We start from the raw sequence: 21,757 nt of genomic DNA, 5'->3' as shown, positions 1-21,757 counted from the left end.
CACCTTGTCACGCTTCTGGTCAAGATGAACAGACGACCGAACAATCGGTAGGGAGCCCCCGCCACCCCTGGAGGTGCCCCGAGATGACCGTTCTCGACCACAGACACCACACGGGCGTGCCCGGTTGGGCGCCTGGAGCCACCGCCCCGCGCACCGACCCGGCCCCCCTCCTCCCGGACCTCTCCCCCGTTCGGGTGCTCGGCACCCCCGCGTTGGAGAAGTACGAGCCGGCGCTGCTGCGCGAGCTCTACCGCCGCCTGGTCGTCGGCCGCCGGTACAACCAGCAGGCGACCACCCTGACCAAGCAGGGGCGCCTCGCCGTCTACCCCGCGTCCACCGGCCAGGAGGCCTGCCAGATCGCCGCCGCGCTGGTGCTCGGCGAGCAGGACTGGCTGTTCCCGAGCTACCGCGACACCCTCGCCGTGGTCTCCCGCGGCGTCGACCCGCTGGAGGCGCTGACCCTGCTGCGCGGCAACGCCCACACCGGCTACGACCCGCGCGCCAGCCGCACCGCCCCGCTCTGCACCCCGCTCGCCACCCAGGCGCCGCACGCGGTCGGGCTGGCGCACGCCGCCCGGCTGAGCGGCGAACCCGTCGTCGCGCTGGCGATGCTCGGCGACGGCGGCACCAGCGAGGGCGACTTCCACGAGGCGCTGAACTTCGCGGCCGTGCTGGGCGCCCCGGTGGTCTTCCTGGTCCAGAACAACGGCTACGCGATCTCCGTCCCGCTCAGCGCGCAGTCCGCCGCGCCCAGCCTGGCGCACAAGGCCGTCGGCTACGGCATGCCCGGCCGGCTGGTGGACGGCAACGACGCCCCCGCCGTGCACTCCGTGCTGGCCGAGGCGGTCGAGCGGGCCCGCTGCGGCGGCGGCCCGACCCTGGTCGAGGCGCTGACCTACCGGATCGAGGCGCACACCAACGCCGACGACGCCACCCGCTACCGCACCGACCCCGAGGTGGAGGCCTGGCGGGAGCACGACCCGATCCTGCTGATGGAGCGGGCCCTGCGCGGCCTCGGCGTGCTGGACGACGCCCTGGTGCGGGAGGCGGCCGAGGAGGCGGAGGCGCTGGCGGCCCGGATGCGGGCCGAGTTCCACGCCGACCCCGAGCTCGACCCGATGTCCCTGTTCGCCCACGTCTTCGCCGAGCCGACCCCGCAACTGCGGGAGCAGGCCGCCCAGTTGTCCGCCGAGCTGGCCGCCGAGGCCGAGGTGCAGCACTGATGTCGACCGTCCTCACCTCCGGTGCCCGCACCGCCTCCATGGCACAGGCACTCAACTCCGCGCTGCGGGACGCCATGCGCGAGGACCCGACGGTGCACGTCCTCGGCGAGGACGTCGGCGCGCTCGGCGGCGTCTTCCGGATCACCGACGGGCTGACCGCCGAGTTCGGCCCGGACCGCTGCCTGGACACCCCGCTGGCCGAGGCCGGCATCCTCGGCACCGCGATCGGCATGGCGATGTACGGGCTGCGCCCGGTGGTCGAGATGCAGTTCGACGCCTTCGCCTACCCGGCGCTGGAGCAGCTGTTCTCGCACGTCGCCAAGATGCGCAACCGCACCGCGGGCCGGCTCCCGCTGCCGATCACCGTCCGGATCCCGTACGGCGGCGGCATCGGCGGGGTCGAGCACCACAGCGACGCCTCCGAGGCGTACTACGCCGGCACCCCCGGCCTGCACGTGGTCACCCCGGCGACGGTCTCCGACGCGTACGGGCTGCTGCGCGCCTCGATCGCCTCCGACGACCCGGTGGTCTTCCTGGAGCCCAAGCGGCTCTACTGGGGCAAGGCCGAGCTGGACCCGGCGGCGGCCGTCGAGCCGATCGGCAGGGCGGTGCTGCGCCGCCCCGGGACGTCCGCCGTGCTGATCACCTACGGCCCCTCGCTGCCGGTCTGCCTGGAGGCGGCCGAGACGGCGAAGGCCGAGGGCTGGGACCTCGCGGTGCTGGACCTGCGCACCCTGGTGCCGTTCGACGACGAGACGGTCTGCCGGGTGGTGCGCTCGATCGGGCGGGCCGTGGTGGTGCACGAGGCGACCGGCTTCGGCGGCACCGGCGCGGAGATCGCCGCGCGTGTCACCGAGCGCTGCTTCCACCACCTGGCGGCGCCCGTGCTGCGGGTCACCGGCTTCGACATCCCGTACCCGCCGCCGATGCTGGAGCACCACCACCTGCCCGGGGTGGACCGGATCCTGGACGCGGTCGCCCGACTGCAGTGGGAGGACTGAGCATGATGCCCGTCGTGCGGGAGTTCCGGCTGCCCGACCTCGGTGAGGGGCTCACCGGGGCGGAGGTGGTGCGCTGGATGGTCGAGGTCGGCGAGGTCATCGCGGTCGACCAGCCGGTGGTGGAGGTCGAGACCGCCAAGGCGGTGGTCGAGGTGCCCTGCCCGTACGGCGGGGTGGTCACCGCGCGGTACGGCGCGGAGGGCGAGGAGATCGCCGTGGGCGCGCCGCTGGTGACGGTCGCGGTGGCGTCGACGGGCGGGGGCTCCCCGGACGCGTCCGGGGGCGGGTCCGCGCCCGCTGTCGCGGCCTCCGCCGAGGTCGAGCGACCGCTGGTCGGGTACGGCGTCGCGGAGACCGCGAAGGGCGGGCGGCGGCGCCGGGTCGGGGCGGCTGCGCTCGCGGGGGCGGCTCCGGCGGCTCCGGCCGCTGCTGCCGCGGTTGCCCCGGTCGCGCCCGCTGCCGTCGTCGCGCCCGCCGCCGTCGTGGTGCCGGTGATCTCGCCGCTGGTGCGGCGGCTGGCCCGGGAGCAGGGGGTCGACCTGGCCGCGCTCACCGGGAGCGGGCCGGACGGGCTGATCATGCGGGCGGACGTCGAACGGGCGGTCGCGGCCAAGGTCGCGGCCCCGGCGGCCCCGGCGGCCCCGGCGGCGCCGTCGGTCGTTCCGGCGGGCGTTCCGGCGGGCGTGCCGGCGGCGGGTCCGTCGGGCGCCCAGGAGGGCGTGGTACCGCTGCGCGGGCTGCGCAAGGCGGTGGCCGAGAAGCTCAGCCGGAGCCACCGGGAGATCCCGGCCGCGACCTGCTGGGTGGACGCCGACGCCACCGAACTGATGGCACTGCGCCGGCAGTTGAACGCGACCCCGGGCCCGAAGGTGAGCGTGCTGGCGCTGCTGGCGCGGATCTGCACGGTCGCTCTGGCGCGCTTCCCGGAACTCAACTCCTCGGTGACCGAGGACGGTTCGGGCATCGTCCGGCACTCGGCGGTGCACCTGGGCTTCGCCGCACAGGGCGAGCGCGGTCTGGTGGTCCCGGTGGTGCGGGACGCGCAGGACCGCAGCACCGAGCAACTCGGGGAGGAACTCGGCAGGTTGACCGAGTCCGCGCGCAACGGTTCGATCACCCCGGCCGAACTGACCGGCGGGACCTTCACGTTGAACAACTACGGGGTGTTCGGTGTGGACGGGTCCACCCCGATCCTCAACCACCCCGAGGCGGCGATGCTCGGGGTCGGCCGGATCGTGGCCAAACCCTGGGTCCACGCAGGGGAGTTGGCGGTGCGCGAGGTGACGCAGCTGTCCTTCACCTTCGACCACCGGGTCTGCGACGGCGGGACGGCGGGCGGCTTCCTGCGGTTCGTCGCGGACTGCGTGGAACAGCCGGGGATGCTGCTGCGGCAGCTCTGAGCGAGCCGGCGGCGCTCCGGACGGGGCCGCCGCCGGTTTCGCGGCCACCGCCGTGAGCAGGCCGCGGTCGCCCTGGGTGGACGGGGGGCCACTCAGGGCGACCGCGATCGAGTGAGAGTAGCGCGTTCCGGGCCCCGGCGTCCGGGCTTCGCGGGATTTGTCGGATGAGCACTTCGGCCGTGCCACGCTGCCTAGGCGTCAGCAGAGACAAGCCAGGTGGTGGCGCAGGCCGGCCGGAGGCGAAACGATTCTCTTGGGTACTCGAAACGTAGCGGTGAAGTCCCGCAGAACACTTCTGGTCCGCACCGGGCACGGCTCAGCGGGCGCGGCCTCCGTCCCGGGCCTGCCGGAGCTCCCGCCCGAGGCGGCGCAGGCACCGGCACGGGTCCTCGGGGCGCCGGCGCCCGGGGCGCCGACGTCGGTGCCCTCCCCGGAGGAGACCGTACGGCCGCCGATGCCGTTGGACCCGCCGGACCTCCCGCCGGCGGCGGCCGCTCCCCCGGCGGAGGCCGGCCCGGTCGTGCTGTCCATCCCGGCGATGCCGACCGAGCCGCCGGCCGTTCCGGCGCCGAGCCATCCGGAGGCCGTCTCGGTCACCGGCAGCTCGCCGGCCTTCCGTCCGCTGTTCGCCGATGCGCCGGGGCTCAACTGGGCCGGGCCGGGGGACAGGTGGAGTGACGCCTGGAGCGTGCAGGGGGCTCCGGTGCAGACCCCGGCGGCGCCGCCCGAGCAGGCGGCACCCACCGCCGGCGCCGCCCCCGCGCCTGATGCCTCCGCCGTCGAACTGCCGCTCACCGCACGGGACATCGAGCTGATCCGGGCCAGCCTCGCGGCCGTCGAGCCGGTCGCCGACCGGGCCACCGCGCACTTCTACGCGCTGCTGTTCCTGCAGCACCCCGAGGTCCGCCCGCTCTTCCCCGCCGCCATGGACGTCCAGCGCGACCGGCTGTTCCGCGCCCTGCTGGACGCCGCGCGAGGGGCCGAGGACCCGGTGGCCCTGACCGCCAAGCTCGCCGGACTCGGCCGCGGCCACCGCCGCTACGGCACGCTGACCGGCCACTACGCCCCGGTCGGGGAGTGCCTGGTGCAGGCGCTGGCCCGGTACGCGGGCGGCCGCTGGGACGCCGACACCGAGCTGGCCTGGCGGCGCGCCTACCGGCTGATCTCCTCGATCATGATCGGGGCCGCCGAGGAGGCCGCCCGCACCTCGCCGCCCTGGTGGCAGGGCGAGGTCGTCCGGCACGAGCGCCGCACCCGGGACATCGCGGTGATCACCGTCCGTCCGGACCAGGCCTACCCGTACCGCGCCGGGCAGTACACCAGCCTGGAGACGCCCTGGTGGCCGCGGGTCTGGCGGCACTACTCCTTCGCCACCGCGCCGCGCCCGGACGGGCTGCTGACCTTCCACGTCAAGGCCGTCCAGGCGGGCTGGGTGAGCAACGCGCTGGTCCACCGGGCCGCTCCGGGCGACGTCCTGCGGCTGGGACCGGCGGCCGGCTCGATGACCGTCGACCACACCGCCGGCCCGGACCTGCTCTGCCTCGGCGGCGGCACCGGCATCGCGCCGATCCGCGCGCTGGTCGAGGAGGCCGCCGAGCACGGCGGCTCCGGCCGCCGGATCGAGGTGTTCTACGGCGCCCGCGGCGTCGCCGAGCTGTACGACCTGGAGGGGCTGCGCGAGCTGGCCCGGCTCCACCCCTGGCTGACGGTGCGGCCGGTGCTGTCCGGCACCGGCCCGGCCGAGGGCGCGCTGACCGGTGAACTGCCAGAAGTGGTCAGCCGGTTCGGCCCGTGGGAGGGCCGCGAGGCGGTGCTCAGCGGACCGCCCGCGATGGTGCGCCGGGGCGTCGGGGTGCTGCTGCGCTCGGGGGTGCCGGCCGAGCGGATCCGGCACGACCTGGTCGGCGACCTGGCGGCGGGCTGAGCGGCGGGCTGGGTGGCGGGCTGGGCGGCCGGGTGATCACCCGAGGTCGGGCGCGAGCAGCGCGCGGATGCCCTCGATGTTGGCCGCCAGGTACGCCCGCAGTCGGGGCGGTACGACGTTGACCGAGGTGACGCCCTCGCGGGTGAACGGCAGCCGGACCACCTCGTACTCGCCGTTCGGCTCCGTCACCTCCGGGCCGTGCCGCCGGCTGAGGTCCATCGAGACCAGTCGGCAGACGAAGAAGTGCTGCACCTTGACCCCGTGCGGGTGCAGCAGCGTCCCGTCGTCGTGGAAGGGGTGGCTGATGGTGTCGACGAAGGCGGGCACCACGTCCACGACCTTGGCGCCGAGCTCCTCGTCCACCTCGCGGTGCAGCGCCTCGACCACCGTCCGGTCCTCGCGCTCGACCCCGCCGCCGGGCGTGATCCAGTACGGGTGCGGCGCGCCCGGCCGGACCCGCCGGATCAGCACGATCGAGGCCGGGCCGTACGGATCGTCCGGGTCCAGCTCCAGCAGGATCGCCCGCGCGGTGCGCTTCACGACCGGGCGCGGTGGCGGGGTGCGGTTCTCGGGGTCCATGGCCACCTCCGGGGCTGGAGCGTTGTGCGGGAGTCTGCCGCGCCGGGAATGCGCCGAAACCCGGGGACCGGGCCGGAACGTCTCCCCGGTCACCGCCCGGAAAGCGGGTCGCCGACCACGAACGAGAGGTAGTGGAGCATGCAGCACGGCACGGTCCGGATCCGTCTGGCGATGAACCTCGTGGTCTCGCCCGGGCTCTCCGTCCGCATCCCGACGGACGCCGGGTACGAGGCCGCCGACCCGTACGCCGTCCGGTTCACCTTCCACCTGCCCGGCGCCGCGCCGGTCACCTGGTTCTTCGCGCGGGAGCTGCTGCTCGACGGGACCGCCGGCCCGGCGGGGGAGGGCGACGTGCGCGTCCGCCCGGTCGGCGGGGACGGCCGCGCGGAGGTGTGCGTCGCCCTGCGCTCCCCGGACGGGCAGTCCGAGCTGCGCGCCCCGGCGGCGCCGCTGGTCGCGTTCCTGGACCGTACCGTCGCGCTGGTGCCGATCGGCGGGGAGCGCACGGGGCGGGAGCTCGACGCCCGGCTGGCGGAGATCCTCAGGGGGCGGGAGAACGCGGGGTGAGCGGTCGGGGGAGCCCCGCCGGAAGTCCTGCGCCGGGGACGCCCGCCCCGGACGACGAAGGGGCCCGTACCCGGGAGGTCCACCGGGTGCGGGCCCCCTCGCGCGGGCGGGCACGGCGCCGTCAGTCGTCGTCCAGGGCCAGGTGCAGGCCCCAGGCCACCAGGCTGATGATCAGCGAACCGATCAGCGCCGCACCGAAGCCGGTCACGTGGAAGTCCAGCTCCAGCTTTCCGGACGCCCACGAGGTCAGCATCAGCATCAGGGCGTTGATCACGAAGGTGATCAGGCCGAGCGTGAGGATGAACAACGGGAACGAGAACAGCTTGACCACCGGCTTGATCAGCCAGTTGACGAGGCCGAACACGACGGCGACGCCGAGCACCGTGAGCGCCTTGTGCTGCCAGTCGGCCCCGCCCTGGGCGAGTTGGATGCCGCTGACGATCCAGGCGGCGACCCAGATGGCCGCCGCGTTGATCAGTGTCTTGATGACGAAACCCTTCATGGCGCCCAAGCCTGGCAGGCGGACCGGTCACGGGGAACCACCACACGGCGGTTTGGTGTTGAATGCCCGTGGTCCCGGAGGCGGACGGACGAGGGAGGACGGCGGCGGTGAAGTTGTTCCGGCTGGACGAACTGGACGCCGAGCGGGCGGCCAACGACGGTGCGTACCTGCGGTTCCTGCGCGAACCGCGGATGTCCGCCGGGCTGTACGCGCTCTCCCCCGGCGACACCGATCCGCAGACCGCGCACGACCAGGACGAGATCTACCAGGTGGTCAGCGGCCGCGCCGAGCTGACCGTCGGCGCCGAGACCGCGGCCGTCGGACGCGGCACCGTCGTGTACGTCCCGGCGGGGACCCCGCACCGGTTCCACCACATCACCGAGGAACTGCGGGTGCTGGTGGTGTTCTCCCCGCCGGAGGACTGAGCAGACGGGCGGGTCCGGAGCAGCCGGGCGCGTCCGGAGCAGACGGGCGGGTCCGGACCGGCCGGGCGGGTCCGGAGCGGGCGGGCTGGCCCGGAGCAGGCGGGCCGGACAGGGCGGACCGGTCCGGCCGCGCCCGGACGGCGCGCGGCCGTTTAGGGTCGGCGGCATGACCCGCAGCCTCACCGAAGAACTCTGGGCCGCCATCGAGCCGGTCTACGCCGAGATCCTGGCCCACCCCTTCCTGGCCGGCCTCACCGACGGCACCCTGCCGCGCGAGGCCTTCCGCCACTTCGTCGTCCAGGACTCGCACTACCTGCGCGACTACGCCCGCGCCCTCGCCGTCTGCGCCGCCAAGGCGCCCGGCGAGGAGGACGTCCGGGCCTTCGCCGACGACGCGGTCGGCGCGCTGGCCGCCGAGCAGGGCATGCACGCCGAGTTCCTGACCGCCTTCGGCGGCACCGCCGAGCAGGCCGCGGCCGAGCCGGTGCTGCCCACCACCCGGGCCTACACCAGCTACCTGCTGGCCACCGTCTACGGCGGCTCCTTCGCCGAGGCGCTCGGCGCGGTGCTGCCCTGCTACTGGATCTACGCCCGGGTCGGCGAGGCGCTGCTCGCCCAGGGCTCCCCCGACCCGCTCTACGCGAAGTGGATCGCGACCTACGGCGACGAGGCGTTCCAGTCGGTGGTCCGCCGGGTGCTGGCCCTCGCCGACCGGATCGGCGAGGAGCTCTCGCCGGCCGAACGCCGCAAGGTGGTGGAGCACTTCGCGACCACCTCGCGCTACGAGTGGATGTTCTGGGACGCCGCCTGGCGCGGCGAGCGCTGGCCGGTCTGACCTGCGGCGCAGGCGCTCCGGCGCGGATGTCCGGCGGCTCCCGGAGCCTTCTGCGCGGACGTCCGCCGGGGTCCTTCCCGGGGTTCCTCCCGGAGGTCGGCCGGGGGTGTCCCCGGGGGTCGCACTCGGGGTGATCTCGGGGTTCTCTCCGGGCCGTTGGGCCTCGTTCCGGCACTCCGGCCCCCGTACGATCGACGTATCGAAAGCAAGCGGGATGCGGCTCCGGACGGCGGCCGACCCGAGGGGAGAAGAGGATCCGACATGGCTGAGCTCTGGAAGTCGCTGCCCTCCTGGGTGCGCAACATCGTCATCCCGGTGCTGGTCCTGGTGCTGGCCTGGAACATCGTCGCCTTCGTGTTCGGCGTGGTCGGGTTCCTGCTGGGCATCGTGATCAAGCTGCTGGTGGTGGTGGGCATCGCGGCCGCCGTGGTGATCCTGGTGAAGAAGGCGGCCAAGAGCTGACCCTGCTCCCCCATCCGCCGCCCTGAGGCCCGGCCCCCGTCACGGGGAGCCGGGCCTCGGCCGTTCCCGGACGTCGGCCACCCGTTCCCGGGGCCGGGGGACGGACCCCCTCTGGACCTGCGGCAGACGGCTCGCTACCGTGTTGGGCGTCATGTGCAGGCAACCGCCTGCGACGCGGGAGCTCGGAGCACCGGGCTGAGAGGACGCTGACCGGACCGTCGACGGACGGACCGACGGCTGCGTCGACCGCAGGAACCTGGACCGGGTAATGCCGGCGTAGGGAGTAGAGGTCAGATGACCACGTTCGAAGCACAGCCGCAGTCTGCCCAGAGCGCCCCCAGCAGCGAGCGCACCGGCTATCCGACTCCGGCCTGGCGCAAGGCGCACCGCGAGGGATCCCGCCCCGACCTGCGGGTCCCGTACCGCGAGGTGCTGCTCACGGACGGCAGGACCGTCCCGCTGTACGACACCTCCGGCCCGTACACCGACCCGTCGTACGAGCCCGACGTGCGCCGCGGCCTGCCCGCGCTGCGCGACCCCTGGATCCGCCAGCGCGGCGACGTCGAGGAGTACGACGGCCGCGAGCCGCGCCCCGAGGACGACGGGATCAAGCACACCGCGCCGCGCGGCGGCAACCTGCGCAACCTGGACGCCGTCTTCCCCGGCCGCCCGCGCCGCCCGCTGCGCGGCCGCGGCGGTGTCGCCGTCACCCAACTCGCGTACGCCAAGCGCGGCGTGGTGACCCCGGAGATGGAGTTCGTGGCGCTGCGCGAGGGCCTGGCGCCGGAGTTCGTGCGCGAGGAGGTGGCCCGCGGACGGGCCGTCATCCCGGTCAACGTGAACCACCCGGAGGTGGAGCCGGCCATCATCGGCACCAACTTCCTGGTGAAGATCAACGCCAACATCGGCAACTCCGCCGTCACCTCCTCGATCGAGGAGGAGGTGGAGAAGATGACCTGGGCCACCCGCTGGGGCGCCGACACCGTCATGGACCTCTCCACCGGCCGCAACATCCACACCACCCGCGAGTGGATCCTGCGCAACTCCCCCGTGCCGATCGGCACCGTGCCGCTCTACCAGGCCCTGGAGAAGGTGGACGGCAAGGCCGAGGAGCTGAGCTGGGAGGTCTACCGGGACACCGTCATCGAGCAGTGCGAGCAGGGCGTCGACTACATGACCGTCCACGCCGGCGTGCTGCTGCGCTACGTCCCGCTGACCGCCCGCCGCAAGACCGGCATCGTCTCGCGCGGCGGCTCGATCATGGCGGCCTGGTGCCTGGCGCACCACCGGGAGAACTTCCTCTACACCAACTTCGAGGAACTCTGCGACATCCTCGCCGCCTACGACGTGACCTTCTCGCTCGGGGACGGCCTGCGGCCCGGCTCGATCGCCGACGCCAACGACGAGGCGCAGTTCGCGGAACTGCAGACCCTCGGCGAGCTCGGCCGGATCGCCCGCGGGCGCGACGTCCAGGTGATGATCGAGGGCCCGGGACACGTCCCGATGCACAAGATCAAGGAGAACATGGATCTCCAGAAGGAGATCTGCGACGAGGCGCCGTTCTACACCCTCGGCCCGCTGACCACCGACGTCGCCCCGGGCTACGACCACATCACCTCGGGCATCGGCGCCGCGATGATCGCCTGGTGGGGCACCGCGATGCTCTGCTACGTCACGCCCAAGGAGCATCTGGGCCTGCCCAACCGCGACGACGTCAAGACCGGCGTGATCACCTACAAGATCGCGGCCCACGCCGCCGACCTCGCCAAGGGCCACCCCGGCGCCCAGGAATGGGACGACGCGCTCTCCGACGCCCGCTTCGAGTTCCGCTGGGAGGACCAGTTCAACCTGGCCCTCGACCCGGAGACCGCCCGCGACTTCCACGACGAGACCCTCCCCGCCGAACCCGCCAAGACGGCGCACTTCTGCTCCATGTGCGGCCCGAAGTTCTGCTCGATGAAGATCAGCCAGAAGATCCGCGACGAGCACGGCGACGGATCGACCGCCGTGAACACCGAGTTCGATGCGGAAGCCCTGGCCGGCATGGCCGAGAAGTCGGCCGAGTTCGCGGAGCACGGCAACCGGGTCTACCTGCCGCTGGCGGACTGACATCGACGACGGCTGTGGCTCGGGAGTCTTGATCGACTCCCGAGCCACATCCATGTTCAGCGCCGCCCGAGCACTGGGCGGTGATCGCACCGCTCCGGGTGGGCGCGGGCGGGTCTAGTATTACGTGGTAGCGGTATTACGTGCTACAGGAGGTGGGAGATGCGGCTCAACAGCAAGGGGCAAGTCACCATCCCCGCGGACCTTCGCGAGAAGTGCGGTCTGCGGCCCGGGGACGAGGTGGACGTCATCGAGGAGGGTGGTGTCCTGCGGATAGTGCGCCGGGAGGGGCACGGCACCAGAGGACAGCGGGTGGCCCGCCGCATGAGGGGAAGTGCCGCGGGCGGCATGTCCACGGACGAGATCATGGAGCTACTGCGTGGCGAGTAGCAGGTTGAGGCTGGTCGGCCCGGGCCAGGGCCGACCGGTGACACTGGTCGACTCCTGTGTGCTCCTGGATCTGATGACGGAGGACGAGAACTGGGCCGACTGGTCGGAGACCGCACTGTCCAAGGCCCAGGACGAGGGGGAGGTGGTCATCAATCCGATCGTCTACGCGGAAGTCTCGGTGGCGTATGCCGCGATCGAGGACTTGGACGCGGTCCTGCCCGCTGAGGACTTCGCACGAGAGCCGCTTCCCTATGAGGCGGGGTTCCTGGCGGGCAAGGCCTTTCTGCTGTATCGCAAGCGCGGTGGGCAGAAGACGGCGCCGCTGCCCGACTTCTACATCGGAGCGCATGCCGCTGTGCGTGGGTACCGTTTGCTCACGCGCGACGCCTCGCGGTATCGGACGTACTTTCCGACCATCGAACTGATCTGTCCATAGCAGGATCTCCATCGAGCCCCGATGGTGCCTTCATCGAAGCGCTGCTCGATGAGGATCAGTCAGAAGATCAGCGACGAGCACGGGGACGGATCGACCGCGGTCGAGGCCGGCTACGACGCCGAGGCGCTCGCCGGCATGGCCGAGAAGTCGGCCGAGTTCGCGGAGCACGGCAACCGGGTCTACCTGCCGCCGGCGGACTGAGGAAGGTGCCGCGACCCTGACGGGCGCGGCGAGGGCACCGCCGCCGGGCCTGCCCCGGCCCACCCCCGTGGGGCCGGGGCAGAGGCCGGTCAGGCGGTGGGGGGCTCGGGGTACCAGCGGAGTTCGACCGTGTTGCCGTCGGGGTCGCGGACGTAGACGGAGGTGGCGGTGCCGCGGGCGCCGTAGCGGGGGACCGGGCCTTCGAGGACGTCGAAGGTGCCGGAGTCGATCACCTCCTGCCAGTCGAGGGGCTCGACGGTGAGGCAGAGGTGGTCGACGTTGGACTCCTGCCGGGGGCGGGCGGTGAGGTCGATGATGGTGTCGGCGGTGACCCGGACGGAGGGGAACGGCGCCTCTCCGGCGCGCCACTCCTCGACGCGGACGGGCTCCAGGCCGAGGAGGCCGGAGTAGAAGGCCAGGGAACGCTCGACGTCCGAGACGTTGAGGACGAGGTGGTCGAAGGCCACGACGCGCATGAGGGTCTCCTCGGGTGGGGGCTCCCGGCCGGTCGCGGTGAGTGCCGCGGGCCGTTCCGGGCGGGTGGTGACGTGGTCCACGATCCCCCGTACCGGCCGCTCCATCAACGACGATCGGCCGTACGATCGTTGAGCCCGATTCAACGATCGAGGGGCGGCGGGCGGATTGCTGGAGCGGTTGGAGATCGAGGTCTTCCTCGGGCTCGTGGAGGAGTTGCACTTCGGCCGGACGGCCGAGCGCCTGCACCTGACCACCGGGAGGGTGAGCCAGGTGGTGGGGAAGCTGGAGCGCCGGATCGGCGGCCGGCTCTTCGAACGCACCAGTCGGTCGGTCCGACTGACCTCCCTGGGGCGGCAGTTGGCGGACGACCTGGCCCCGGTGGTGGAGGCGATGGCGGCCGCGCTGCGCCGGGCGGAGGACGCCGCCCGGGGGGTCACCGGGGAGCTGCGGGTGGCGTTCCTGGGCGAGTGGACGGCGCCGGTGCTGCTCAGGGCGGTGGCGCTGTTCGGGGAGCGGCACCCGGAATGCCGGGTCGACGTCCGGGAGGTGCAGCTGGGCAACTCCCGGACGAGTCTGGAGGACGGCTCGGTGGACGTGCTGATCGCCTCCTACCCGTTCGACGGGATGGCCAACGGCCCGGTGCTGCTGAGCGAGCGGCGGGTCCTGGCCGTGGCGGCCGGGCACCCGCTGGCCGCGGAGCGCTCGGTGTCGGTCGAGGTGCTGGCCGACCATCCGGTGGTGCAGTACCCGGCCGTCACCTCGGCGTCCTTCAAGCGGGACCGCACCCCCGAGCACACCCCGTCCGGCCGCCCGGTGCCCAAGGGCCCGTCCGGCAGGACGTTCTCCGAGATGCTCAGCCTGGTCGCCCTGGGCCGCGGCGTCCTGCCGGTCGGCGAGCACTCGCGCCGCTACTATCCCCGCCCGGACGTGGCCTACGTGCCGATCCACGACGCGCCGCCGATCCTCCGCGGGCCGGTCTGGCGGGAGGGGAACTCGACGGCCACGGTCCTGGCCTTCGTACGGGCGGCGGCGGACGCGGCCGGCCCGGCGGCGGGCGGCTGACCGGCGCGGAGGCCCACGGTCCCGCGGCGGCGGTCGCCCCGGAGGCGCCGTCCACGCCCGGGCGGCCCACCCCGGTGCGAGCTCAACCGGCCCTGCGCCGGCGGTAGTAGTGCACGGTGAGGACCGCGAGGAGCGGGCCCCAGGCGGCCAGCGGGAGGTAGCTGATCCAGAACACCGCGGTCTGCCAGCCGTGGGTGATGACCCCGCCCCGGTCGCCGCGGATGGTCAGGCCGAGGGAGAACATCACCATCGCGTAGGGGAAGACCATCAGGACCGCCGAGCCCAGGCCGGCCGGGACGACGGCGGCGAGCACCGGTACCGGCCGGCCGCCGAGGAAGGGGATCCAGCGCGGCCACACCTCGCCCCAGCGCGCGACCAGGCCGAAGCAGAGGAAGGCCAGGGCCTCGCTGACCACGCTGAGGGCGAGGATGTACACCCAGCCGCCGTCGAAGGAGGCCGGGTCGGCCTCGGGGGGCGTCGGACCGTGGTCGAGCAGCGGCAGGCCGAGGATGAAGCCGGCGATCCGCCAGAGGCAGGAGGGCAGGACGACCAGGGTGATCGCGTACGCGGTCCGGACGGCCCAGCGCGGCACGCCGGGGGCGGGTGCGCCGTGCAGCCGTCGGGTCGACGTCCGTGGTGCCGTCGTGGCCGTGTTCATGCTGTCGCCTCCCGCCCGGGACGGACGTCCGTCGCCCGCCGTCTGTCGTCTGGCATCGACGGTCCCGCGGATCCGGGCCCGGGGCGTCCTCTCCGGGGGCGGACCCCGGGCACTGCGGTCCCCCGCACGGGGGACCGGGCCGGAGGAGCAGCCGGGGCCGGGCGTCGTACTCCGGTAGGAGGACGGGGGCGGCTCCCCGGTGCGACGACCGGAGGAGACCCGGCGGGCGGGAGTGCGGACGTCGCACCAGCGTGAAGGCGCCGGCGACGCTCCCGGTCCACCGTCGGACCGGCACCGGCACCGGCACCGGCAGAGGCGGAGGCACCGGCCCCGGGCCGCGGTCCGTGCCGGGGTCCGCGCCGCTCCCGTGCCGGCGGGCCGCGCCCGGCGGGTCAGGCGACGTCGTCGGGGCTGGTGAACGCCGGCGGGGTGTAGCCGGGGCCGGTGAAGTCGGGGCCGGTGAAGGCGGCGGGGCGGGCGGTGCGGCCCTCGGGGTCGGTCAGGCCGTCGGGGCCGGGGCTGCTGAAGGACGGGGAGGTGTAGCCGGGGCTGCTGAAGTCCGGGCTGCTGAACTCGGGGCCGGCGGAGTCGGGGCGCGTGGAGTCGGGGCCGGTGGAGTCGCTGCCTTCGGCCGTGGCCGTCCGGGAGGCGCGTTCGGCGCCCGGGACCGGGGGAAGGGCGGCGTGCAGGTAGGGCAGCAGGCCCCGGTCGCGCAGGGCGGTGCGCCAAGCGGCGCGGGCGTCGGAGAGTTCGGCGGCGAGTCCCGGGTCGGTGCCGGCCGGGGCGGCGGCGGTGCCGTCGCGTATGGCGGTGAGGAGCAGGCCGACGATGCCGATGGCCATCGCGGCGACGCCGGCGGCGAGCGCGACCCAGCCGGCCGTGACCAGGGAGCGGCCGAGGACGAGGCCCGGGTCGGCGGCGCGCAGCAGGTAGCCGATCAGCAGCAGGAACACCGCGGCGGCCCAGGCCAGGATCGGGGTGAGCACGGTGAGGACGGGGAACAGGCCGGCGCCGCCGTTCGCGGAGCGCAGCTGGGTGAGCAGGCCGGGGGCGGTGGGCTCGGTGCCGGGCCTCGGCGGGGGCGTGGCGCGCAGGCCGTCGCGCAGCCGGGTGTAGTGCGCGTACTCGGTGGCGGCCGCCGCGTTGACGGTGTCGGCGTCGCGCAGGGCGCGCAGGCGCAGCTGGTCGGTGGCGAGCGCGCCGGGGGCGCGCAGGGCGGTGAGGACGGTGCGGTCGCGCAGGGCTTCGGCGAGGAGGCGCTCGTACTCCGGGCGGTCCTCGGCGAGCAGCGGCGGGGGGTTGGACATGGGGACCCCGTTCGTGCGGACTCCGGTTCGCTCCGCCCCGGGGGCGCGGGGCGCCCTCAGGACGCCGAATCGGGCGCGGAGGCGGGCCGCCGGACGGGCGGCCGGGTGTGGTGTGCCTCATGGTAGGGGCGGGTGTGCCCGGGCTGACAGTCGGTTTCCGGAATTTCGCGCCCCGGACCGCGCGCGTGCGACGGCCCGGGCGCCGGGAACAACCGTTCGGTGCGGGCCGTCAGTTGATGGGCAGTCGGGCGACGAGCAGCCGCCCTTCCATGGTGACGCCGCCGTCCATCGCCACCGCGAGGTCGTCCGCGTACACGTACGGTCCGGGGATGTGCGGCGGCTGGCCGTCGTCCGCGTGCACCGCGCCGGTGAGGTACGGGATCGGGCTGTGCCCGTGCACGATCCGCCCGCCGCCGTAGGTGCCGAGCAGCTCGTGGACGGCCATCGGGCCGGTGTCGCCGCGGAAGGCGAAGCGCTTGGTGAAGCGGCGGAAGCAGTCCCACCACTCGTCCACGCCGCCGTCGGCGAGCAGGGCGTGCACGGCGTCGTTGACGTCGGGGATGGACTCGCCGTACTCCAGGTAGGCGGTGGTGTCGGAGTGCAGCAGCAGGTGGTCGTCCTCCAGCGCGATGGCGGGGAGCCGGGACAGCCAGCTGATGTGGTGCGCCTCCAGGCGGTCCAGGTCGCTCTGCTGGCCGCCGTTGAGCCGCCAGGCCGCGAGGAAGGAGGCGGTGCCGGCGGTGGACTGGACCGGCTCGTCGCCGTACTTGGCGGCGCCGAGGAAGAGCAGTTCGTGATTGCCCATCAGGGCGCGGCAGTAGCCGCCGGCCGCGGCGGCCTCGGCGGCGAGCTGCATGACCAGGTCGATGACGCCGATGCCGTCGGGGCCGCGGTCGGTGAAGTCGCCGAGAAACCAGATCCGGGCGCGGCCGGCCGACCAGTGGCCGTCGGCGTCGATCAGGCCCTGGTTGTGCAGTTCGGCGCGCAGCTCCTCCAGGTAGCCGTGCACGTCGCCGACGACGTAGACCGGGCCGGGCGGCTCCCCGGGGCCGGGGGCCGGGTACGGGTAGGTCGGCGCGGCCGGGTCGGGCAGGGGCAGCGGCGGGCCCAGTTCGATGGTCGGCGGGTCGTCGCGGCCGTCGCGGTCGTCGAGCCGGAGGGCCGGGGAGGGCTGGTCGGGGAGGGTGGGCTCGTAGCCGGTGCGGTCGTCGTAGCCGCCGTCGTCCTCGTAGGCCGCGTGGTCCCGGCCGTCGTACGGGGCGTGGTCCTGGCCGTCGTAGCCGGGGTGCTCCTCGTAGCCGGGCCGGCCGTCGTAGCCGGGGTGGTCCTGGTGGGAGAAGACCGGGGCCTGGCCGACCGCGTTGCCGTGGGCGTGCACGGTGTGGCCCTGTCCGTCGGAGGTCCAGTGCTGTTCCAGGTAGCGGGCGCCGCCGTAGCCGCTGTACGTCTCGGCGTCGTACGGGGTGCCCGGGTAGCCCTGCGCGGGCTCCGGTTCGTAATAGGTGCCGTACGGCAGCACATCGAGGTCCGGCTGGTGGCGGGGGCCCGAGTGGGGGTGCTCGGGCCCGGGGAAGCGGTCCTCGGGTGTCATTCGCCCATCATAGGAAGACCACTCTCCCGCCGTCGTCACCTGGTGGGCATCCAATCCTCCGGAGCGTCAGCCGGGCGGTCCCGCAGGGTCCGGTTTGTCCTGGCTCGGTATGGTCTCGTCGGCTCTGACCGGGCGTCCTTCGTGCTCACCCGGCTCCGGTCGGTGGTCGATCGGGGCTCGTTCGGGGGTGGTCGGGTGACGGCCGGGGTCGGCCGGGGTGGTCGCCCCGACCGGTCGGACGCCGGTCCGGCGCCGCGGGGTCTAGACCTCGCCCGGGGGGCGGGGCGGGCTGACGGTGGTGCGCGGGCTCCGGCGCTGGGAGGACGCGCGGACGATCAGTTCGGTCGGCATCAGGGTGCCCGGGGGCGGGCCGTTGCCGGCGGTGCGGAACCTCGGCGGGAACAGCCGGGCGATGTCGACGCCGGTGCCGGAGTCCACGCCCTCGATGGCGTCGATGAGGAGGTTGACCACGGTGGTGCCGATCTTGCGCGGCTTGAGCGACAGGGTGGTGATGGGCGGTTCGGTGGTCGCGTAGACGTCGCTCTCGCTGCAGGTGACCAGCAGCAGGTCGTCGGGCACCCGCAGGCCGTACCGGCGGGCGGCGGCGAGCAGGTCGGTGCCGTTGGGGTCGAACAGTCCGTAGACCGCGTCCGGCCGGTCGGGGCGGGCGAGCAGCCGGTCGGCGGCCACGGCGCCGGCGGCCGGGTCGTGCGCCGGGTAGGCCTCGTACACCGGTTCCTGCCCCACCTTGGCGCACCAGGCGAGGTAGGCCTCGGTGGAGAGCCGGGTGTAGGTGTCGGTGCTGGTGCCGGTGAGCAGGCCGATCCGGCGGGCGCCGGCTTCGGAGAGGTGGTCCAGGATGCCGAGCACGGCGGCCTCGTGGTCGTTGTCGACCCAGGCGGTGACCGGGCAGTTGCCCGGCTTGCCGTCGCTGACCACCGGCACGCCGGACCGGTACAGCTCGCTGACCAGGGGGTCCTGGTCGGGCGGGTCGATCACCACGGTGCCGTCCAGGGCGATGTTGCCCCAGACGTCGTGGCGCGAGGAGGCGGGCAGCACCACCAGCGCGTAGCCGCGGCCGAGGGCGGCGCTGGTGGCGGCCCGGGCCATCTCGGCGAAGTACGCGAACTCCGTGAAGGTGAAGGGCTCTTCGCCGTAGGTCGTGACGGTCAGCCCGATCAGGCCGGACCGTCCGGTGCGCAGGGTGCGGGCCGCCGCCGAGGGGCGGTAGCCGAGGCGCTCGGCGACTTCGCGCACCCGGCTGCGGGTCTCGTCGGGCAGGCGGCCCTTACCGTTCAGCGCGTCGGAGACGGTGGTGATCGACACTCCGGCGGCTGCCGCCACATCCCGGATGCCGGCCCGCTCCAGACGCCGTGAGGTGGTGGGACGCCGACCGCTCTGGTTGGCTGCTGCTGTCATGGCGGACCGATCGTATGGCTCCTGACAAGGGTCTGTGACCGGCGCATCAGGAGCCCTCGGAGATACGTTTCTCCAAGAGTGAGCCGGGGTGCGCCCCTTCGATACCCGTCTGAAACCAGGCTTCTTACCTCTGACATGTGCCAAAGGAACCCGGCAGAATGGCTGATCTGAGCCGGTAAGCCGTCCGGGCATCTCACTCCTACGGGTGAGGGCGGTCGGTATCGTGCAAGGCACCCGACCGGGGTGGTCCGGGCGCGTCGGGAGATCCCGGGCACGGGGGCGAACCCGTCCGTGGCGGGACGGCGCACCGGACTGTTGTGCAACTTCTGGAAACGGAGTACGACCGTGAGCAGTGGTACGTCAGCGCAGGGCCCGCGCCTGCGGCCGACCCTGGACGGCATCCCCACCTACAAGCCCGGCAAGCCGGCCGGCGCCGACGCCTACAAGCTGTCCTCGAACGAGAACCCGTACGAGCCGCTGCCCGGCGTGCTGGAGGCCGCCGTCAAGGCCGCCGGCTCGCTCAACCGCTACCCCGACATGGGCGTCTCCGAGCTGACCGCGGTGCTGGCCGAGCGCTTCGGCGTGCCCGCCGAGCACATCTCCACCGGCACCGGCTCGGTCGGCGTCGCCCAGTCGCTGGTGCTCGCCACGGCCGGTCCGGGCGACGAGGTGATCTTCGCCTGGCGCTCCTTCGAGGCCTACCCGATCATCACCCAGGTCGCCGGCGCCACGCCCGTCCCGGTGCCGCTCACCGCGGGCGGCGACCACGACCTGGACGCGATGCTCGCCGCGATCACCCCGAACACCCGGCTCATCTTCGTCTGCAACCCCAACAACCCCACCGGCAACGTGATCCGCCGGGCCGAGCTGGAGCGCTTCCTGGACGCCGTCCCCGGCGACGTCCTGGTCGTCGTGGACGAGGCGTACATCGAGTTCATCCGCGACCCCGAGGTGCCCAACGGCATCGACCTCTACCGCGACCGCCCGAACGTCTGCGTGCTGCGCACCTTCTCCAAGGCGTACGGCCTGGCGGGCATGCGGGTCGGCTTCGCGATCGCGCACGAGCCGGTCGCGAACGCGCTGCGCAAGACCGCCGTCCCGTTCGGCGTGAGCCAGCTCGCCCAGGACGCCGCCGTCGCCTCGCTGCGCGCCGAGGAGGCGCTGATGGAGCGGGTGGAGGCGCTGGTCGAGGAGCGCACCCGGGTGGTGACCGGGCTGCGCGCCCAGGGGTGGGAGATCCCGGACTCGCAGGCCAACTTCGTCTGGCTGTGGCTCGGCGAGCGCTCGCAGGAGTTCGCGGCGGCCTGCGCCGCGGCCGGCGTGATCGTGCGGCCGTTCCCGGAGGGCGTGCGGGTGTCGATCGGGGAGCCCGAGGGCAACTCGATCCTGCTGTCGGTGGCGGAGGCGTTCCGCAAGTCGCTCTGAGGTCCCGTTCCGTCCTCCCGGGGGGCGTGCCGGATCGCCGGTGCGCCCCCGCGACGTTCCCGGGGACGGCCCGCCGCCGTCCTGGGGTACCGGGAACGCACCGGGGCGCGCCGCCGTCCCGCCGTCCCGCCGACGCGTCCCCGGCTCCCGCGGACGTCCGCGGCACGTCACCGGAGGGCCCGGCGCGTTCCCGGCTCGCTCCCGGATGGCTGTGGATCGCTGGGAGCCCGCTGGGAGTTCGGCCAACAGCGGGCCACGGAGCGCCCAAGCGGGCCGCGCGGGGCGGCGGTTCTGTCCGCGATGCCCGGATCCGCCCGGTCAGTCTTCTCCCAGCCCGCGCCCAGGACTCCGCAAGAGCGCCCCGCGAAGCTGTCCGGCATGAAGGTGCTCCCACGGCGGCGCGGTGCCGTCCTCCTCAACTCCGCGCTGGGTGTGGCCCTGCTGGGCGGTGCGGCGCTGGTGTACACCACGGTCAGCGGCAGCTCCGGCCCGGCTTCGGCCAAGCCGGTGGCGCGGACCGCGACGGTCGCCAAGGGCACCGTCCTGGCCACCGTGTCCGGAACCGGCACCCTGGTGTCCCCCACCGACGCGGCCCAGGACTTCACCACCGGTGGCAAGCTCACCGCGATCAAGGTCGCGGTCGGGGACACCGTCAAGAAGGGCCAGGTGCTGGCCACCGTCGACACCACGGCGGCCCAGCAGCAGGTGGACGCGGCCCGGGTGGCCCTCACCACGGCCAACGCCAACCTCACCAAGGCCGAGGCCGGGGTCACCACCACGACCACCGAGCCGCTGCCGGCCCCGACCTCCGGGGGGTCCGGGGGCGGAACCGGCAGCGGCGGTGGTGGACGCGGGGCGGGCGGGAGCAGTACGCCCGCCCCGCAGACCACCACCATCACCACCACCAAGGTCGACGACGCGGCCGTGGCCCAGGCCCAGCAGCAGGTCGCCACCGCGCAGACCAACCTCTCCAACGCCCAGGCGGCGCTGGCCGGGACGACGCTGACGGCCTCGACGGACGGCACCGTCGCCTCGATCGCCAACAAGGTCGGCGACACGGTCGGCGCGAGCGCCTCCGGATCCACCGGCGGCGGCTCCGCCAAGGCGACCGGTACCGGCACGGGCGCGGCCGCTCCCAGCGGCTTCATCGTGCTCACCAACCCGACCGGGATGCAGGTCACCGCGAACTTCTCCGAGCTCGACTCGCTCAAGCTGAAGAAGGGCGAGGCGGCCACCGTCACGCTGAACGCGCAGTCCGACACCAAGCTCAACGCGACCGTCCTGTCGGTCAGTTCGCTGCCGGTCAGTAGCGGATCCGGCGGCGCGGCGGGCTCCTCCGCCGTCCAGTACGCGGCCACCCTGCAGCTGAGCGGCGACACCAGCACGCTGCGCACCGGCCTCAGCGCCACCGTCCAGGTGATCACCGGCGAGGCCGACAACGCGCTCTCGCTGCCCACCTCCGCGCTCTCGGGCACCGGCACCTCCCGCACCGCGACCGTGGTGCACGAGAACGGCGCCACCGAGCGGGTCACCGTCGGCGTCGGCGTCGAGGGCGACAGCACGGTGCAGATCGTCTCCGGCCTGCAGGAGGGCGACAAGGTCGAACTCCCCACCACCAGCGGCACCAACGGCTTCCCGAACGGCTCCTTCCCGGGCGCGGGCGGCAACGGCCGGGGCGGCACCGGCGGCGGCGTCTTCCCGGGCGGCGGCAACGGTGGCGGTGGCGGCAACGGTGGCGGCGGCGCCGGTCGTGGCGGCAGGGGCTGA

Annotated in this window: 22 protein-coding genes; 15 read left to right on the top strand and 7 right to left on the bottom strand. The window is 73.8% G+C overall.

Annotated elements, in window-relative coordinates; all coding sequences use genetic code 11:
• Window positions 1-83: 83 nt before the first annotated feature.
• From pdhA to ACZ6Y7_RS01145, 4 genes are all read left to right on the top strand, one after another.
• Window positions 84-1,223, top strand: coding sequence for a pyruvate dehydrogenase (acetyl-transferring) E1 component subunit alpha (gene pdhA, locus ACZ6Y7_RS01160; RefSeq protein ID WP_465755790.1), 1,140 nt, complete (start codon window positions 84-86; stop codon window positions 1,221-1,223).
• Entirely contained in the window at window positions 1,223-2,224 is a 1,002-nt protein-coding gene (locus ACZ6Y7_RS01155; RefSeq protein ID WP_465755789.1) for an alpha-ketoacid dehydrogenase subunit beta, read from the top strand. The genes pdhA and ACZ6Y7_RS01155 overlap by 1 nt, the downstream gene beginning before the upstream one ends.
• Window positions 2,225-2,229: 5 nt before the next feature.
• Window positions 2,230-3,624 carry a dihydrolipoamide acetyltransferase family protein gene (locus ACZ6Y7_RS01150; RefSeq protein ID WP_465756454.1) on the top strand — a complete coding sequence of 465 codons (1,395 nt, stop codon included), beginning with the start codon at window positions 2,230-2,232 and terminating at the stop codon, window positions 3,622-3,624.
• 454 nt (window positions 3,625-4,078) lie between these two features.
• Complete coding sequence (locus tag ACZ6Y7_RS01145; protein ID WP_465755788.1) at window positions 4,079-5,548, top strand: globin domain-containing protein; 1,470 nt, start codon at window positions 4,079-4,081, stop codon at window positions 5,546-5,548.
• Between the two features lie 36 nt (window positions 5,549-5,584).
• Here the strand turns inward: ACZ6Y7_RS01145 and ACZ6Y7_RS01140 are convergent, their stop codons facing one another.
• Window positions 5,585-6,127 carry an NUDIX domain-containing protein gene (locus ACZ6Y7_RS01140; protein WP_465755787.1) on the bottom strand — a complete coding sequence of 181 codons (543 nt, stop codon included), beginning with the start codon at window positions 6,125-6,127 and terminating at the stop codon, window positions 5,585-5,587.
• 138 nt (window positions 6,128-6,265) lie between these two features.
• Between ACZ6Y7_RS01140 and ACZ6Y7_RS01135 the strand changes: the two genes are divergently transcribed.
• The gene (locus ACZ6Y7_RS01135) at window positions 6,266-6,694 is read left to right on the top strand and encodes an SsgA family sporulation/cell division regulator (RefSeq protein ID WP_465755786.1); all 429 of its coding nucleotides are present in this window, start codon (window positions 6,266-6,268) and stop codon (window positions 6,692-6,694) included.
• A 121-nt stretch (window positions 6,695-6,815) separates the two neighbouring features.
• On the opposite strand, the gene ACZ6Y7_RS01130 is transcribed toward ACZ6Y7_RS01135, so the two are convergent.
• Window positions 6,816-7,196: a phage holin family protein gene (locus ACZ6Y7_RS01130; RefSeq protein WP_465755785.1), complete on the bottom strand. Its 381-nt coding sequence runs from the start codon at window positions 7,194-7,196 to the stop codon at window positions 6,816-6,818.
• 107 nt (window positions 7,197-7,303) lie between these two features.
• Between ACZ6Y7_RS01130 and ACZ6Y7_RS01125 the strand changes: the two genes are divergently transcribed.
• The 7 genes from ACZ6Y7_RS01125 (at window position 7,304) to ACZ6Y7_RS01095 (ending at window position 12,051) form a co-directional block, all read left to right on the top strand.
• The gene (locus ACZ6Y7_RS01125; protein WP_465755784.1) at window positions 7,304-7,621 is read left to right on the top strand and encodes a cupin domain-containing protein; all 318 of its coding nucleotides are present in this window, start codon (window positions 7,304-7,306) and stop codon (window positions 7,619-7,621) included.
• 166 nt (window positions 7,622-7,787) lie between these two features.
• Entirely contained in the window at window positions 7,788-8,456 is a 669-nt protein-coding gene (gene tenA, locus ACZ6Y7_RS01120; protein WP_465755783.1) for a thiaminase II, read from the top strand.
• Window positions 8,457-8,717: 261 nt separating this feature from the next.
• Entirely contained in the window at window positions 8,718-8,918 is a 201-nt protein-coding gene (locus tag ACZ6Y7_RS01115; RefSeq protein WP_402221312.1) for a DUF5326 family protein, read from the top strand.
• A gap of 294 nt (window positions 8,919-9,212) precedes the next feature.
• Window positions 9,213-11,027 (top strand): phosphomethylpyrimidine synthase ThiC, encoded by a 1,815-nt coding sequence (gene thiC, locus ACZ6Y7_RS01110; RefSeq protein WP_465755782.1) that lies wholly within the window; start codon window positions 9,213-9,215, stop codon window positions 11,025-11,027.
• Window positions 11,028-11,186: 159 nt separating this feature from the next.
• The gene (locus ACZ6Y7_RS01105) at window positions 11,187-11,414 is read left to right on the top strand and encodes an AbrB/MazE/SpoVT family DNA-binding domain-containing protein (RefSeq protein WP_196950805.1); all 228 of its coding nucleotides are present in this window, start codon (window positions 11,187-11,189) and stop codon (window positions 11,412-11,414) included.
• A gap of 37 nt (window positions 11,415-11,451) precedes the next feature.
• The gene (locus tag ACZ6Y7_RS01100) at window positions 11,452-11,850 is read left to right on the top strand and encodes a type II toxin-antitoxin system VapC family toxin (protein WP_465755781.1); all 399 of its coding nucleotides are present in this window, start codon (window positions 11,452-11,454) and stop codon (window positions 11,848-11,850) included.
• Window positions 11,851-11,898: 48 nt separating this feature from the next.
• Entirely contained in the window at window positions 11,899-12,051 is a 153-nt protein-coding gene (locus ACZ6Y7_RS01095; RefSeq protein WP_465755780.1) for a hypothetical protein, read from the top strand.
• A gap of 89 nt (window positions 12,052-12,140) precedes the next feature.
• Here the strand turns inward: ACZ6Y7_RS01095 and ACZ6Y7_RS01090 are convergent, their stop codons facing one another.
• On the bottom strand, window positions 12,141-12,527 hold the full coding sequence (locus ACZ6Y7_RS01090; RefSeq protein ID WP_465755779.1) for a VOC family protein: 387 nt from the start codon (window positions 12,525-12,527) through the stop codon (window positions 12,141-12,143).
• Between the two features lie 166 nt (window positions 12,528-12,693).
• On the opposite strand from ACZ6Y7_RS01090, the gene ACZ6Y7_RS01085 reads away from it, so the two are divergent.
• Window positions 12,694-13,590, top strand: coding sequence for a LysR family transcriptional regulator (locus tag ACZ6Y7_RS01085; protein ID WP_465755778.1), 897 nt, complete (start codon window positions 12,694-12,696; stop codon window positions 13,588-13,590).
• A gap of 82 nt (window positions 13,591-13,672) precedes the next feature.
• Here the strand turns inward: ACZ6Y7_RS01085 and ACZ6Y7_RS01080 are convergent, their stop codons facing one another.
• The 4 genes from ACZ6Y7_RS01080 to ACZ6Y7_RS01065 all read right to left on the bottom strand — a co-directional run bounded on the left by ACZ6Y7_RS01080 (window position 13,673) and on the right by ACZ6Y7_RS01065 (window position 18,565).
• Window positions 13,673-14,248, bottom strand: a complete 576-nt coding sequence (locus ACZ6Y7_RS01080; RefSeq protein WP_465755777.1) for a hypothetical protein — start codon at window positions 14,246-14,248, stop codon at window positions 13,673-13,675.
• 392 nt (window positions 14,249-14,640) lie between these two features.
• Complete coding sequence (locus ACZ6Y7_RS01075; protein WP_465755776.1) at window positions 14,641-15,555, bottom strand: hypothetical protein; 915 nt, start codon at window positions 15,553-15,555, stop codon at window positions 14,641-14,643.
• Window positions 15,556-15,784: 229 nt separating this feature from the next.
• On the bottom strand, window positions 15,785-17,146 hold the full coding sequence (locus ACZ6Y7_RS01070; RefSeq protein WP_465755775.1) for a metallophosphoesterase: 1,362 nt from the start codon (window positions 17,144-17,146) through the stop codon (window positions 15,785-15,787).
• A gap of 261 nt (window positions 17,147-17,407) precedes the next feature.
• The gene (locus ACZ6Y7_RS01065; protein WP_402221326.1) at window positions 17,408-18,565 is read right to left on the bottom strand and encodes a LacI family DNA-binding transcriptional regulator; all 1,158 of its coding nucleotides are present in this window, start codon (window positions 18,563-18,565) and stop codon (window positions 17,408-17,410) included.
• 345 nt (window positions 18,566-18,910) lie between these two features.
• Between ACZ6Y7_RS01065 and hisC the strand changes: the two genes are divergently transcribed.
• Both hisC and ACZ6Y7_RS01055 read left to right on the top strand, forming a co-directional pair.
• Complete coding sequence (hisC, locus tag ACZ6Y7_RS01060) at window positions 18,911-19,990, top strand: histidinol-phosphate transaminase (RefSeq protein WP_465755774.1); 1,080 nt, start codon at window positions 18,911-18,913, stop codon at window positions 19,988-19,990.
• A 378-nt stretch (window positions 19,991-20,368) separates the two neighbouring features.
• Complete coding sequence (locus ACZ6Y7_RS01055) at window positions 20,369-21,757, top strand: efflux RND transporter periplasmic adaptor subunit (RefSeq protein ID WP_465755773.1); 1,389 nt, start codon at window positions 20,369-20,371, stop codon at window positions 21,755-21,757.

The organism is Kitasatospora sp. NPDC053308 (assembly GCF_055585785.1).
The sequence above is the reverse complement of the archived record's forward strand: the minus strand, read 5'-3'. Positions and strand labels throughout refer to the sequence as shown.